Origin of the sequence: Methylobacterium sp. 13MFTsu3.1M2 (genome assembly GCF_900112625.1) — a bacterium.
In the GTDB taxonomy this organism is placed as follows: domain Bacteria; phylum Pseudomonadota; class Alphaproteobacteria; order Rhizobiales; family Beijerinckiaceae; genus Methylobacterium.
The window spans coordinates 56216-70513 of sequence record NZ_FOMM01000010.1 but is presented as its reverse complement, the minus strand read 5'-3'; the positions used below and the strand labels follow the sequence as shown (position 1 = coordinate 70513).

The following is a 14298-nucleotide window of genomic DNA, read 5'->3' as shown; positions in this document are numbered from 1 at the left end:
CAGGAAAGATCTGATGCGTCTCACCGTCCGCACCCTTCTGACCACCGGTGCGCTGGCCGCGCTCGTGGCGTTCTCGACCGTCGCGCTGCCCGGCCGGGCCACGGCCGCCGACGGCGTCGACGCGATCAAGAAGCGCGGAACGCTGATCGTCGGCGTGAAGGCGGATTACAAGCCGTTCGGCTTCCGCGACCCGAGCGGGACCATCATCGGCCTGGAGCCCGACCTCGCCGCCGACCTCGCCAAGCGGCTCGGCGTGAAGCTCGAGCTCGTGCCGGTCGTCTCGGCCAACCGGATCGAGTTCCTGCAGCAGGGCAAGGTCGATCTGCTGATCGCCACCCTCTCGGACAAGCCGGAGCGCCGCCGCGTGGTGCAGGCGATCGACCCGAACTACTATTCCGACTTCGTGAACGTCCTGCTGCCCAAGTCGTCCGGCATCACCGACTGGGCGCAGCTCAAGGGCAAGCCGCTCTGCGCCACCTCGGGCGCCTGGTACAACAAGGACGTCGCGCGGACCTACGGGGCGGAGATCGTCGCCTTCGACGGGTCCGAGAAGCCGCTCTTCGCGCTCAAGCAGGGCAACTGCATCGGCTACGTCTACGACCAGAGCATGCTGCAGGGTAAGCTGCTCGACGACGACTGGAAGGCCAACTACGCGCTGCCGCTCAAGGGCATCCTCGACGCCCCGTGGATGATGGCGGTGGCGCAGGGCAACACCACGCTCCAGGCCGCGGTCGAGGACGCCACCAAGGACTGGATGAAGACCGGCTTCATCGTCAACGAGGAGAAGAAGTGGGGCATCGAGCCGACCGCTTACTCGAAGGCGATGCACGAGAAGTACAAGAACGCGACCAACTGATGCGGTTCTGCGCGACAACACCGAGCGTTCGCCCGCGATGATCGCCACGATCCAGGCGTGGTTCCAGCAGCTCTACGAGACCACGGGCTTCAACTTTACGGTCTTCTACGATCCCTACGACTGGGACCGGTACGTGGCCGGCCTGCGGATGACGCTGCTCCTCGGGATCAGCACGATCCTGGCGAGCCTCGTCATCGGCGCCGTCGGCGCGCTCCTGCAGAGCGGGCCGTCGCGCGTCCTGCGGGCGCTGGTCAACGGCTTCGTGGTGGTCTTCCGCAACACGCCGCCGCTCGTGCAGATCTTCTTCTTCTATTTCGGCCTCGGGACGCTGCTCCCGGACATCCGCTCGGCCGACGGCCTGCGCGCGCCGATCCTCAACAATGTCCAGTGGGCGATCATCTCGCTGTCGCTGTTCGCGGGCGCGTTTAACGTGGAGATCTTCCGCTCCGGCATCGAGGCGGTGCCGCGGACCACGGTCGAGGCCGCCGAGGCCCTGGGCTACACCCGCTTCAAGGCCTACCGGTACGTCGTCCTGCCGCTGGCCCTGCGCGTCTGCCTGCCGGCGCTCAACAACAACCTGATCAACCTCCTCAAGACCACCACGCTGGCCTACGCCATCGCGGTCCCGGAGACGCTGTACGCGGTCAAGCAGATCTGGTCCGAATCGCAGAACGTGCTGGAGATGATGCTGGTGCTGCTCGCGACCTACGCGGTCCTCGTCGGCGTGCTCGTCTGGATCATGCACCGCTGGGAACGCGCCCTGCGGATCCCGGGATACGGCCGATGAAAGCTGCCGATCCGCGGGGCGGCCGACCGGGCGACCTGCCGGTGCTGCTGCCCTTCGCGCTCCCGAGGGACCGCGCGGCGGCGCGCCTGCGCCCGGCCCATCTCTGGCTGCTCACCGCGCTCGCCCTCGTCGCCGTCCCGGCCTGGGCGCAGGGCGGGGCCGCCGCGCTGTCGCCGCTGGAGGTGGTGATCAAGTGGGCGCCCCTCCTGCTCACGGGCTTCGCCTTCAACGTGGCGATCTCGCTGATGGCGATGGCGATCGGCACGGTGGCGGGCATCGGGCTCGGTCTGGCCATGCTGGCGGAGGGCCGGGTCCTGCCCCGCCTCGCGTGGTGCGCCACGCAGGTCTTCCGCAACGTGCCCTGGCTGGTCCTGCTGTTCTTCGTGATGTTCCTGGTCCCGTTCCAGGTCACGGTGTTCGGCGTCCGCGTGCCGCTGCCCGACTGGGTCAAGGCGACCTTCGGCTTCAGCCTGCCGGTCATGGCCAACGTCGCCGAGATCGTCCGCGGTGCGGTGCGCTCGGTGCCCAACACCCAGTGGGAGGCCGCCGAATCCCTGGCCTTCACCCGGCGCCAGACGATGTGGCGCATCATCCTGCCCCAGTGCGCGAAGCGCATGCTGCCGCCCTGGATGAACGTCTACTCGCTCATCGCGATGGCCACCGTGCAGGCCTCCATCGTCGGCGTCACCGAGATGCTGACGCTGACCGCGCAGGTGCACGCCGCCGAGGGCGGCCGCCCCGAGCTGTTCGCGCCGCTCTACGGCTTCGCGCTGCTCTGCTTCTTCCTCTACTGCTACCCGATCGACCGGTTCACCGCCGCCCTGGAACGCCGCTTCGAGACCCGCTGAGACCATGACGCGCGCGACCCTGGCCGCTACCCCGTCCCCGACCTGGACCCCCGATCAGCCGATCGTCCGCGTCGTCGACGTGCACAAATCCTTCGGGACGTTCGAGGTGCTGAAGGGAATCAGCTTCGACGTCCGCAAGGGCGAGGTGGTGTGCATCATCGGCCCCTCGGGCTCGGGCAAGTCGACGCTGATCCGCTGCGTCAACGCGCTGGTGCCGGTGAGCGCGGGCTCGATCCAGGTCGAGGGGATCGACGTCACCGATCCGCGGCTCGACAAGCTGGCGCTGCGCCGCAAAGTCGGCATGGTGTTCCAGCAGTACAACCTGTTCCCGCATAAGACCGCGCTGCAGAACGTGATGATGGCCCCCATCCACGTCCTCGGGCAGGAGAAGCGCGAGGTCGAGGCCCGGGCGCGGGCACTCCTCGCCAAGGTCCGGCTGGCCGGCAAGGAGAACGCCTATCCGGGCGAGTTGTCCGGCGGCCAGCAGCAGCGCGTGGCCATCGCCCGCTCGCTGGCGATGCGGCCGGACGTGATGCTGTTCGACGAGGTCACCGCCGCCCTCGATCCAGAGACGGTCAAGGAGGTGCTGGTGACGATCCGGGAACTCGCCGAGGAAGGCATGACCTGCATGCTGGTCACGCACGAGATGAACTTCGCCCGCGACGTCGCCGACCACATCTACTTCACCGACCGCGGCGTCATCGTCGAGCACGGCCCGCCCGCGACCTTCTTCGCCTCCGCCCAGGACGAGCGCACGCGCCGGTTCCTGTCGCAGGTGCTCTGAGCCCGCCGGGGTCAGGGCCGCGTCAGCGCGGCCCGGCCTCCCGCGCCACGATGTGGTCGGCGATCGCCCCGGCGGTGGTGAGCCAGATGGCGTCGCGGCGGTCTGCGATGTGCCGGAGCGCCTGCCGCAGGGGCCGCAGCCGGTGCGGGCGCCCGACGATGTAGGGATGGAGCGCGATGCCCATCACCAGCGGCGTGCCCCGAGACTGCTCCAGCATTTCTTCGAAGGCGTCGACGATGGCTTCGGCGAACTGGCGGCCCGTCTCCTTGCGGGCGACGATCGCGGGGATGTCGTTGAGTTCCTGCGGGTAGGGCACCGTCAGGATGCGGCCGCCGCCGCGGGTCGCGAACCAGGTCGGCTGGTCGTCGTGGTCCCAGTCGAGCAGGTAGCGGTACCCGGCCTCGGCGAGGAGATCCGGCGTCACCCGCGACTGTGAGATCCACGGCCCGAGCCACCCGGCGGGGGGGCGGCCCTCCTCCGCGGCGATCACCGCGGTCGTCTCGGCGATCAGCGCCCGCTCGGCATCCTCGTCGAGGGTGCCTTGCCGCTCGGCGTTGGTGCGTCCGTGGCCGACGATCTCGTCGCCCCGCGCCCGGAACGCCTCGATCAGCCCGGGGCAGTCCCGGTAGAGGTTGCTGTTGACGAGCACGCTCGCCGGCATCGCCAGAGCGTCCAGCATCTCGGCGATCCGCCACGCGCCGACCCGGTTGCCCCAGTCGCGCCACGCGTAGTTGAGCACGTCCGGCTGCGGGCCGCCGGGCGCCAGCTCGGCGCCCAGGCCCTCGCCGAACGCGAAGGTCTCGAGGTTCAGCCCGACATAGACGGCCAGCCGCTTGCCCTCCGGCCAGTCGTAGACCGGGCGGTCGGGGAGGGCGCTGTAGCCGTAGCGACCGTGTCCGGCATTCGTGTCCATCAGAGCCCCCGTTACGCCGCACCGAGATAGGCCGCTTCCAGCCCCTTGTCCGCCGACAGCTCCGCGGCGGTTCCGCGCGCGACGACCCGGCCCTGCTCCAGCACGTAGCCGCGGTCGGCGACCGTGAGGGCCAGCGCCGCCATCTGGTCCACGATCAGGATGGTGACGCCCTCGTCGCGCAGCTCGGCCACGGTCGCGTAGAGGGCGTTGATCATCGCCGGGGCGAGGCCGAGCGACGGCTCGTCGAGGAGCAGGATGCGCGGGTGCGCCATCAACCCGCGGGCGATCGCCAGCATCTGCTGCTCGCCGCCGGAGAGCAGGCCCGCCCGGCTCGCCGCCCGGTCGCGCAGCCGCGGGAACCGGTCGAGCAGGCGCTCGACCTCGGCGGGGTCGATCGGCGACCCGCGCCCGAAGGCGCCGAGGCGGATGTTCTCGACGACGGTGAGCTCCGGGAAGACCTGCCGCCCCTCCGGCACCAGGACGAGGCCGCCGCGGGCGATCCGGTGGGCGGGCAGCGCGTCGACGCGCCGGTCGTCGAACACGACCGATCCCGCGACCGGGCGCAGCAGCCCCGCCAGCGCCCGCATCGCCGTGGACTTGCCGGCCCCGTTCGCGCCCAGAAGCGCGACGGTCTCGCCGGGCCGCACGTCGAGATGGACGCCGTCGAGGACCGGCGCGGCGCCGTAGCCGGCGGTCAGGTCGAGGACCGAGAGGACGGCGTCCGCCGGCCCCTGCCACGGCGCGCTCCGCGGCCGGGCCGGGGTGTCGGCGCCGCCGAGATACGCGCGCAGCACCGCCGGGTCGCGTCGGATCTCAGCGGGCGTGCCGCGCGCGATCGGGCGGCCGGCATCCATGACGAGGATGTGGTCGGAGATGCCCATCACCAGCGGCATGTCGTGCTCGACCAGCACCACCGCGACGCCGCTGTCGGCGATCCGGCGGATCAGCCGGGCCAGCCGGTCGGTGTCGGCCCGCGACAGGCCGGCGGCGGGCTCGTCGAGGAGTAGCACCGCGGGGCTGCCGGCGAGCGCCCGGGCGATCTCCACGAGCCGCCGGTCGACGTGGGGCAGCTCGGCGGCCGGGCGGTCGAGGGCGCCCCGGTAGCCGACGAAGGCGAGGAGCGCGGCGGCCGTCGCGCGGTCCCGCGCCCGCGCGCGGCGCCACAGCCGGCCCGGCGCGAGGCCGAGGGCGACGTTGTCGGCCACCGGCAGCGAGCCGAACAGGCGCGTGGTCTGGTAGGTGCGCGCGATGCCGGCGCGGGCGACGACGTGGGCCGGCCGCCCGGCGAGGTCGCGCCCGCCCAGCCGGATCGCCCCGGCGCTCGGGCGGTAGAAGCCCGAGACCATGTTGAGCACGGTGGTCTTGCCGGCCCCGTTCGGGCCGATCACGCTGGTGACCGCCGCCGGCCGCGCCGTGAGGTCGACGCCGTCCGCCGCCGTGATGCCGCCGAAGCGGATGCCGAGGCCCTCGAGGACGAGGGCCTCGCGCGCCGCCGTGCCGGGCAGCGGCACCTCCCCGCCCTCGACGGCGGCCGCCTCGTCGCGGCCTCGCGGCAGCAACCGGGCGAGGCTGCCGACCAGCCCCGAGGGGACTAGCCACAGCACCGCCAGGGTCGCGACGCCGAAGAACAGCAGGCGGTACTCGGCGAGGCCGGACAGCGCCTCCGGCAGCAGCACGGTGACGAGGGCCCCGAGGAGCGGGCCGAGCACCGTTCCGGCGCCGCCGACGATCACCGAGAGGACGAATAGGATCGACTGCGAGAACGGGAACGAGCTCGGCGCGATGAACAGCATCAGCGGCGGCAGGATCGCGCCCGCGAGGCCGGTCAGGGCGGCGGAGATCGCGAAGGCCAGTGTTTTCACCCGGACCGGGTCGAAGCCCAGCGCCGCGGCGGCGACGTCGGCGTCGCGCACGGCGCGCATCGCCCGGCCGAGGCGGCTGCGGGCGAGGACGTCGAACCCGGCGAGGCTCGCCCCGGCGGCGAGCACCGCCAGCACCGCGAGGCCGGCCGGCGAGAGCGGCTCGCCGAGGAGGCTCGGCGCGTCGGTGACGACGAGGCCGTTCTGGCCGCCGGTCAGCTCGCCGCCCTCGATCAGGCCGTGCTCGACGATGAAGCCGAAGGCGATCGTCAGCATGGCGAGGTAGGGGCCCTTCACACGCATCGCCGGCACCGCCACGAGGCCGCCGACGAGCGCCGCGACCAGGGCCGCCGCCGGGAGCGCCAGCCAGAAGCTGACGCCGTGGAGCGTCAGGATCGCGCTCGCGTAGGCGCCGATCGCGTAGAAGCCGGCCTGGCCGAAGGAGATCAGCCCGGTCAGGCCGAGGAGCACGTTGAGGCCGACCCCCGCGACCGTGGTCAGCGCCACGAGGGCGATCACGAAGTGGCTGTAGCCGGCGGTCAGCGCGACGAGGCCGAGCGCGGCGGCGGTGAGGCCGGCGATGCCGAGCCGCATTGCCGGGCCTGAGCGCAGGTACGGCATCGCGTCAGACCTTGTTGACCGCGGCGCGGCCGAGCAGGCCGTCGGGGCGCAGGGTAAGGGCCAGGATGATCACCGAGAACACCACGAGCTGCGTGTAGGTCGAGCCGAGGGTCGCGGTGACGCCGGCCTCGACGAGGCCGTAGAGTAGCCCCGCCAGGATCACCCCGGTGGCGGAACCGATGCCGCCGAGGATCGCCACGGCGAAGGCCTTGATGCCGAACAGCGTGCCGAGCTCGGCCGAGACCGAGAACAGCGGCGCGATCAGCAGGCCCGCGATGCCGGCGAGCACCGCCGAGAGCGCGAAGGCGCAGGCCACGGTGCGGCGCACGTCGATCCCCATCAGGCGGGCGGCGTCGGCGTTCTGCGCCACGGCGAGCAGGACGCGGCCGAGATCGGTCTTCCGGAACACCGTGCGGATCGCGAAGGCGAGCGCGATCCCGACCACCGGGATCACGAGCTGCAGCGGGTAGATGCCGGTCCCGAGGATCTCCACCGGCTTCGTGGCCAGCGGCGAGGGCAGGCTGCGCGGCTCCTTGCCGAAGGTGAACAGCACGGTGTTGTCGAGGACGATGCCGCCCGCCACCGTCGCGAGCAGCCACGCGTCCGAGCCGCGCGCGACGAACGGGCGGACCAGCGCCCGCTCGACCACGAGGCCGAACAGGGCGCAGCCGGCGAGCGCCAGGACGATCGCGGCCGGCATCGGCCAGCCGAGGGTGACGCCGAGCGCGTAGGCCAGGACCGCGCCCAGGGTGACGACGCTGCCCTGCGCGAAGTTCACGGTCCCCGACACCGCGTAGGTCACGTGGAAGCCGAGGGCCACGAGCCCGTACATGCTGCCGAGGCCGAGGCCGCTGACGAGGATGGAGGTCAGCATCGCCGGGCTCAGTTGGTCACCGCGACGATCTCACCGTCCTTGAAGCGGGTGAACACGTAGTCGTTCGGGCCGAGCGCGTCGTGCTGGCCGGGCGCGAAGGGCGTGGCGTAGGTTTTGATCAGACCCGGATAGGTGCCGATCTTGTAGAAGCCGTCGCGGACCTTCGGGCCCTCGGTGGAGCCGGCGGTCTGGATGGCGAGCGCCAGCAGGTGCGTCGCGTCGTAGGCGTTGGCGATGCCGACGGCGGGGGTGACGTCGGCCATCGACTTGATCGCCGGGTACTTGGCCTTGAGCGCGTCGAGCACCGCGCTCGCCTTCGGCGACGCGTTGCCCGCGAAGGTGAAGGTCTGGATGAAATGGACCTTGCCGGCGCTCGGGCCGGCGAGCTCGTCGAAGCGGCCGCCCGCCGGGCCCCAGTGCGAGACGACCGGCACCGACCAGCCCATCCGGTCCAGCGACTTCACCACCTGGGCCGAGGGGCCGACATTGCCGACCAGGAACAGCGCGTCGGCCCCGGCCTCCTTCAGCCGGGACAACTGGGGCACCATGTCGACGTCGTTGGCCTCGTACTTCTCGATGCCCGCCGCCGGGAGGTTGGCCGCCTGCAGGGCGTCCTTGAGGCCCTTCTGGTTCGACTCGCCCCAGGCGTTGTTGACGAGGATCATGCCGGGCTTCTTCGCCCCGTAGGTCTTCACCGCGTAGGCGACCAGCGCCTCGTCGACGAGGGCGTCGACCGCGGAGACGCGGAAGGCGTAGTTGTCGGCGGCGCCGTTGCGGGTGATGCCGGTGCCGGCCGCCCAGGGGCCGATGAACGGCACCTTCATCTGGTTGGCGATCGGCACGATCGCCATCGAGACCGGCGTGTCGAGGCCGCCGACCACCGCGACGACGCCGACCCGCTGGATCAGCTCGCGGGTCGCCAACACGCCCTTGGACGGGTTGGCCTCGTCGTCGCGGGCCACGAGCTCGAGGGGACGCCCGAGGACGCCGCCCTTGGCGTTGATCTCGTCGATGGCGAGACCGATCCCGCGGGAGATCGCCTCGCCGGATTTCGCGGACTGGCCGCTCAGGGCGGTCACGAGGCCGATCTTGACGGTGTCGGCCGCCTGCGCGGTCGAGACGGCGAGGCCGAGCAGGGCGCTCGTCGTCACCGCGAAGCGGCGCAGGGTCGGGGGCAGGAAGGAGGCCATGGCGTGTCTCCGGGAGCGGGGCGCAGCCTGCTTTGCGCAACCTCCATGCCACCAGGAATTGGCCGCTTCGGCCGCTGCACAGACCGGTGCCTGTATCGTCGGAGGCAATCTGTGCTCAATCTGGCGTCAAAGTGCATACACTTCCTGCATGCACGGGCCGGCCTTTTGCGGCACGTTGGGCCGACAGGAGGCCTGCATGACTGACGTGACCCACAGCGCGGCGACCGCGCGCGACGCCGCCAACGTGACCGCCTATCTCGAGGCCTCGATGGTGCCCGATCCCGAGACGGCCGCGCGCTACATGGCGCCGGGCACCCGGATCGTGTTCACCGGGGCGCGGGTCTTCAATCATCCGTCCGAGGTCACGGCCTTCAATGCCGGCCGCTACGCCTGGGTGAAGAAGCGGATGGAGCGGCTGGACGTGGTGCCGGGCGACGGCGTCACCACGGTCTACAGCCTCGGGACCCTGTACGGCGCGTGGCCGGACGGCACGCCCTTCGAGGGCAACCGCTACGTCGACCGCTTCACCGTGCGCGACGGGCTGATCGTCGGCATGGAGGTCTGGAACGACAGCGCCGAGCGCCTGCTGACGAAGCACGGCCTGACGGCCTGACGCGGCGGGCTCAGGCCCCGCCGCCCGCGACGTAGGGCGCCAGCAGGCGTGCCAGATCGCGCTCGCGTGGGGCCGGGGGCACGATCCGCGCCCGGTCGGCGACGGCGTCGAGGTGGTGGTCCATGAGCGCGGCGGCGCGCTCGGCATCGCCCGAGACCAGGGCGGCGACGATGTCGCGGTGTTCGCTCACGGCGCAGTCCGAGGAATGCGGCCGGCTGTAGAGGGACAGGATCAGGGCGCAGCGATAGCCGAGTTCCGCGACGTACCGGATCAGCACGGCGCTGCCGGTCATCTCGGCGAGCATCAGGTGAAACTCCGTCGCGAGCCGGATCGACAGCGCCTCGGGGCCGCCCCGTGCGGCCTCCTCGCGCGCGATCTGGTCCAGCAGGACCTGACGCTGCTCCGCGCTGAGCCGCCCGGCGAGGCGGCGGACCACGAGCCGCTCCAGGCCGAGGCGCACGTCGAAGGTGTCGCGCGCCTCCTCCCAGCTCGGCGTCGCTACGACGGCGATGCGGTTGCGGCGCAGATCGACCAAGCCTTCCCCGGCCAGCCGCAGCAGGGCCTGCCGGGCGATGGTGCGGCTCACCCCGAACCGCTCGCCGAGGGCGTCCTCCGGCAATCGGTCGCCGGGGGCGAGCGCCCGTTCCACGATGGCCCGCCTCAGGGCCTGGCAGATCGCTCCGACGCGATCGCCCTCGTCTCCCGCCTTCATGGACGGCGTCCGGACTCTGTCGCCCGTGTCCGTGCGGATTGATCCGTCATGATCCTCTCTCGACGCGATCCGGCGCCCCGCATCCGGTCCCGTGCCGGCTGGGCTCTTCGCAGACCTGGGACCCGAGGTGCAACGGTCGCGCCAGCGTGGTTGGCGACCGTCCGCCGTGCGCGAACTCCGTCGATCGCGCTTCCATCCGCGTCCGTGGGCGTCCCGTGCGGGACCGGCGCGACCGCTTCCGACAAAGTCGCCGCCACGGACGTGTCGCAGATCCAGTCCAGCAACCTGTTCGGTACCCAGATCAGCGGGGAGGATGGAGCCACTTTCTGGTTGAGAAATTTTGTAGCCACTGTTTCTAAAAGTAGAATAGTGGTCACGATGTTCTTTTTTGAAGCTCAATCAAGATGAATGATTGACATGCGAAAATTGATATACAACTCTCATGAGGTGCGTTTAGAGGGAGAATGGCAGGTATGCTACCTGAGGTTGGTGTCGGTGCGGGAGAATTTTCTGACTCGTCCTTGAGAAATTCAATCAAGATCGTCTGCGCCTACGTGATCCGGAATCCGGTATCCCCTGTCCAACTCTGTGAGATTTTAGCCAGTACGTACGAAATGCTTAGCCAGATCAGCGCGGGACCGGCGCGCGCGGTCGCGACGCCCGAGGCCGCCACCGCGCGGGAGATCCGCGCGTCCATCCAGGCCGAGGGCCTGATCAGCTTCATCGACGGCAGATCCTACAAGACGCTCAAGCGCCACCTGACGGCTTACGGGCTGACACCGGAAGAGTATCGCGCCAAGTACGGGCTGCCGCGCGACTATCCGATGGTGGCTCCGGGTTACGCCGCCAAGCGCTCGGAGATCGCGCGATCGCTGCAGCTGCGACACAGGGAGGGTTAGGCCCTCTCAATCGCGTCGGAATTGGGCCGCCGGGATACGCGCGGTCAGGCGGGGATCGGGTGACTCGGATCGATCACGGAGTCCGGCCAGGGATTCTGCCCGTCGCTCAGCCAGCGCAGCGTGTCGGCCCAGAATCCGCCGCTCCTGCGCGCGTGGAACAGGCCGAAATGGCCGGGCGCCTCCGCGCCGATCGCGGACGGGGTCAGCTGTACCTGGATGCGCGGGCTCGACACGTAGTAGCCGAGGCCCCGGCGGATCGCCGCCGGCGTGCCGAACGGGTCGTCCGGCGTACCGACCGCCAGGATCGGGGCGCGGACGGCGGCGAAGCGGGCGAGGAGGGCCGGGCGCTCGGCGGCCGGGTAGCTCGCCTCCATGCGCCGCCCGCGGAATGCCCACTCGTAGGCCACGCCGTCCGGCAGATCCTCGAGCCATCCGAGCCGACGGCCGGGAAAGTAGCCGACGGCGGCGGTCACGCACGGCATCAGCAGGTGCCACTTCGCGATCATGCTGAGCCTCTCGCGGGCGCGATAATCGCGGCGATAGGCGAATTGCGCGCCGACGGTGAGGATGCGGTCCACCGCGCCCGCGGCCTCGGCGAAGCCGGGGAGGAAGCCGCCGATGCTGTGACCGACGACCGTGAGCGGCCCCGCCTCGCGCTGCCGAATCCATCGGACGGCGGCGTCGAAGTCGAGCTCGCCCCAGTCCCGCCAGCGGATGCCGGATCCCCTCAGGCGCGCGGGCCGCGATTCGCCGATGCCGCGGTAATCGTAGGTGAGCACGACGAAGCCCTGCTCGGCCAGGAACCGCGCGTAGGCGTGGTAGTAGCGCGCGCGGACGCCGGTCGCGGGATTGACGACGATCGTGCCCCGGCCCGGTGGCCGGTTCGCCTCGGGCCGCCAGAGATGACCGCGGAGCCGGTAGCCGTCGCGGCAGGCGATCGCCACGGGTCGCGCGTCGACACCGGCGGTCGCGGCGGGCGCGTGGCGGACGGGCGTCATCGGACCCCCTCGGCGGTGGCCGCCGGGACCGGACGATCGTCGATCGGGAGGTGGAGGAGCGCGGCGATCAGGCCCGCGAGGGCCGTGGCGAGCCAGACCCCATCGTAGGATCCGGAGACCTCCAGAACCACGCCCCCCAGCCACGCCCCGAGGAACGAGCCGATCTGGTGGCTGAGGAAGACGATCCCGAACAGCGTCCCGAGGTGACGGATCCCGAAGACCCGCGCCACCAGGCCGCTCGTCAGCGGGACCGTGCCCAGCCAGGTCAGGCCCATCACGGCCGCGAATGCGAGGACGACAGCCTCGGATTTCGGCGCGACGAGGAAGGTGCCGATCGCGGCGGCGCGGATGAGGTAGAGCCAGACCAGGACGTGCTGCGGCCGGTACCGGCCGCCGAGCCAGCCGCACCCCCAGCTCCCGGCCATGTTAAACAGGCCGATCAGCGCCAGCGCGGTCGCGCCCAGGCCCGCCGGCATGTGGCAGAGGGCGAGGTACCCCGGAAGGTGCGTGGCAATGAAGGCGAGCTGGAAGCCGCAGGTGAAGAAGCCGAGCGTCAGCAGCCGGTAGCCCGGGTGTCGCCACGCCCGCAGGAGCGCCTCGGACAGGCTGCCGGCCGCCGAAGAGCCGTCGGGCACGCCGGCGCGGGGCGCGCGGTCGAGCGCGACACCGAGCGGCGCGAGCGCGACGATGATCGCCGCGAGCGCGAGGAGCCCCGCGCTCACGCCCGCGACCGCGGTCACGGACTGCGCGAACGGGACGAGCAGCACCTGGCCGAGCGAGCCGCCGGCGCTCGCGAGGCCCAGAGCCGCGCTGCGACGCTCCGGTGCGGAGGAGCGACCGACCGCGGTCAGGACGACGCCGAAGCTGGTACAGCTGATCCCGATCCCGACCAGCAGCCCCAGGCCGAGCAGCAGCGTCGGCGCCGCCGGCGCGAGCGCCGTCAGGACGAGGCCGCCCGCGTAGACCAGTGCGCCGAGGGCGATGACCGGCGCGGCCCCGTAGCGGTCCGCCGCTGCGCCCGCGAAGGGCTGCGCGAAGCCCCAGACGAGGTTGTGCAGGGCGATGGCGAGGGCGGTCGTCGCCACCGGGATGCCGGTTTCGAGGGAGAAGGGCCCGAGGAACAGCCCGAAGGTCTGCCGAATGCCCATCGCGCCGCTCAGAACCAGGCCGGCCGCGACCGCCACTGGCACCACCGGCAACCCGCCCCATCGCCCTGCGCGCGCGCGCCCGATCGTTGCCATCGCGGTCTCCGTTGGCTGTCGCCTTCGGAGACGGTCGCAGCCGGTGGCCGGCGCGACAAACGAGAAGATTTCCACGGGCAGTGAACGGCGCTCACGGGCGGGGCGCGCCGTCCCGGTCCCGTGGGGCCCTCAGGCGGCGCAGGTCGGGAAGCGCCGCTTCTGCTCAGCCGCGAACCGGCGCGCCTCTGCCAGCAGCCAGGTCCGGAACAGGTCGGGCTCCTGCCGGTCGTCGTCGCCCTCGGCGCTCACGAGCCAGTGGGAGGTCGCCGCCGGGATGGCGGCGCCGACCCCGACGAGCGTACCCTCGCGCAGCTCCCGGTCCATGAGCGCCCCCCGGCCGAGGGCGATGCCGAGGCCCGCGGCCGCGGCCTGGAGCGCCATCGCGAACGTGTCGACGTGCAGGGTGTCGGCCGAGGCCAGCTCCGCCGCCCCCGACGCGTCGCTCCAGGCCTGCCAGTCCTCGGTCGCGGAGGTGACGTGGATCGTCGTCGCGCGCCGAAGGTCGAGGGCGCCGTCCGGACCGGTGACGGCCCCGCGCTGGGCCGGGCTGCAGACGGGGAGCAGCCAATCCTCGAACAGGCGGACGCTGCGGTGGCGCGGAGTCGGAACCCGGCCGAGACGGAGGGCGAAGTCGAAGCCGTCGATCGGGAAGCCGACCTGCCGATGCGAGGTGTCGATCCGGATCGCGATCTGCGGGTGGCGGCTGCGAAAGGTCGGGAGCCGGGGCAGCAGCCACCGCGTCGCCAGGGTCGGTGCGCAGCTGATGGCCAGGGTCCTGCCCGACCGCGGCGTGGGCAGGCGGCGCGTGCCGATCAGGATGAGGGACAGCGCCTCGGACACGTAGGTCAGGTACTCGGCCCCCTCGCGCGTCAGCGCCAGCCGGCCCGGCTCCCGGACGAACAGCTTGACGCCCAGCGCCTTCTCGAGGCCGACGATCCCGTGGCTCACGGCGCTCGGCGTCAGGTTCAGTTCGGACGCCGCGCGGGCGAAGCTGAGATGGCGGCCGGCCGCTTCGAAGAGCCTGAGCGTGGAGAGGGGAGGCGTGCGGGGCCGCATGGGATCGTCGGGGTGAGCCTGCCGGTCGCCGGGGCAGCGACGTCGTC

14 protein-coding genes are annotated in these 14298 nt (G+C 71.5%); 6 read left to right on the top strand and 8 right to left on the bottom strand.

Going from position 1 to position 14298, the window contains the following annotated elements; all coding sequences use genetic code 11:
* Window positions 1–13: 13 nt before the first annotated feature.
* From BM314_RS10965 to BM314_RS10950, 4 genes are read left to right on the top strand one after another with little or no spacing between them, the layout of a single operon-like run.
* Complete coding sequence (locus BM314_RS10965; protein ID WP_091978147.1) at window positions 14–856, top strand: transporter substrate-binding domain-containing protein; 843 nt, start codon at window positions 14–16, stop codon at window positions 854–856.
* Between the two features lie 37 nt (window positions 857–893).
* Complete coding sequence (locus BM314_RS10960; RefSeq protein ID WP_012320251.1) at window positions 894–1643, top strand: amino acid ABC transporter permease; 750 nt, start codon at window positions 894–896, stop codon at window positions 1641–1643.
* Window positions 1640–2491 (top strand): amino acid ABC transporter permease, encoded by an 852-nt coding sequence (locus tag BM314_RS10955; protein WP_020093112.1) that lies wholly within the window; start codon window positions 1640–1642, stop codon window positions 2489–2491. Before BM314_RS10960 ends, BM314_RS10955 begins: the two co-directional genes overlap by 4 nt.
* Before the next feature lie 4 nt (window positions 2492–2495).
* Window positions 2496–3275, top strand: a complete 780-nt coding sequence (locus tag BM314_RS10950; RefSeq protein ID WP_091978146.1) for an amino acid ABC transporter ATP-binding protein — start codon at window positions 2496–2498, stop codon at window positions 3273–3275.
* 22 nt (window positions 3276–3297) lie between these two features.
* Here BM314_RS10950 and BM314_RS10945 read toward each other — a convergent pair whose 3' ends face one another.
* From BM314_RS10945 to BM314_RS10930, 4 genes are read right to left on the bottom strand one after another with little or no spacing between them, the layout of a single operon-like run.
* Entirely contained in the window at window positions 3298–4188 is an 891-nt protein-coding gene (locus tag BM314_RS10945; protein WP_091978145.1) for a polysaccharide deacetylase family protein, read from the bottom strand.
* Window positions 4189–4199: 11 nt separating this feature from the next.
* Complete coding sequence (locus tag BM314_RS10940) at window positions 4200–6668, bottom strand: branched-chain amino acid ABC transporter ATP-binding protein/permease (RefSeq protein WP_091978144.1); 2469 nt, start codon at window positions 6666–6668, stop codon at window positions 4200–4202.
* Window positions 6669–6672: 4 nt separating this feature from the next.
* Window positions 6673–7542, bottom strand: coding sequence for a branched-chain amino acid ABC transporter permease (locus BM314_RS10935; RefSeq protein ID WP_020093116.1), 870 nt, complete (start codon window positions 7540–7542; stop codon window positions 6673–6675).
* A gap of 8 nt (window positions 7543–7550) precedes the next feature.
* Window positions 7551–8732, bottom strand: a complete 1182-nt coding sequence (locus BM314_RS10930) for an ABC transporter substrate-binding protein (protein ID WP_091978143.1) — start codon at window positions 8730–8732, stop codon at window positions 7551–7553.
* 196 nt (window positions 8733–8928) lie between these two features.
* On the opposite strand from BM314_RS10930, the gene BM314_RS10925 reads away from it, so the two are divergent.
* A complete protein-coding gene (locus tag BM314_RS10925; RefSeq protein ID WP_043389197.1) occupies window positions 8929–9345 on the top strand; it encodes a nuclear transport factor 2 family protein in 417 nt (138 codons plus the stop codon).
* A gap of 10 nt (window positions 9346–9355) precedes the next feature.
* On the opposite strand, the gene BM314_RS10920 is transcribed toward BM314_RS10925, so the two are convergent.
* Window positions 9356–10057 (bottom strand): GntR family transcriptional regulator, encoded by a 702-nt coding sequence (locus BM314_RS10920; protein ID WP_020093119.1) that lies wholly within the window; start codon window positions 10055–10057, stop codon window positions 9356–9358.
* Between the two features lie 473 nt (window positions 10058–10530).
* Between BM314_RS10920 and BM314_RS10915 the strand changes: the two genes are divergently transcribed.
* Window positions 10531–10956 (top strand): Ros/MucR family transcriptional regulator, encoded by a 426-nt coding sequence (locus BM314_RS10915; RefSeq protein ID WP_042674787.1) that lies wholly within the window; start codon window positions 10531–10533, stop codon window positions 10954–10956.
* 44 nt (window positions 10957–11000) lie between these two features.
* Here the strand turns inward: BM314_RS10915 and BM314_RS10910 are convergent, their stop codons facing one another.
* From BM314_RS10910 to BM314_RS10900, 3 genes are all read right to left on the bottom strand, one after another.
* A complete protein-coding gene (locus BM314_RS10910; protein WP_091978142.1) occupies window positions 11001–11954 on the bottom strand; it encodes an alpha/beta hydrolase family protein in 954 nt (317 codons plus the stop codon).
* On the bottom strand, window positions 11951–13195 hold the full coding sequence (locus BM314_RS10905) for an MFS transporter (RefSeq protein WP_091978141.1): 1245 nt from the start codon (window positions 13193–13195) through the stop codon (window positions 11951–11953). Before BM314_RS10905 ends, BM314_RS10910 begins: the two co-directional genes overlap by 4 nt.
* A 129-nt stretch (window positions 13196–13324) precedes the next feature.
* The gene (locus BM314_RS10900; protein ID WP_091978140.1) at window positions 13325–14251 is read right to left on the bottom strand and encodes a LysR substrate-binding domain-containing protein; all 927 of its coding nucleotides are present in this window, start codon (window positions 14249–14251) and stop codon (window positions 13325–13327) included.
* Window positions 14252–14298 lie beyond the last annotated feature (47 nt).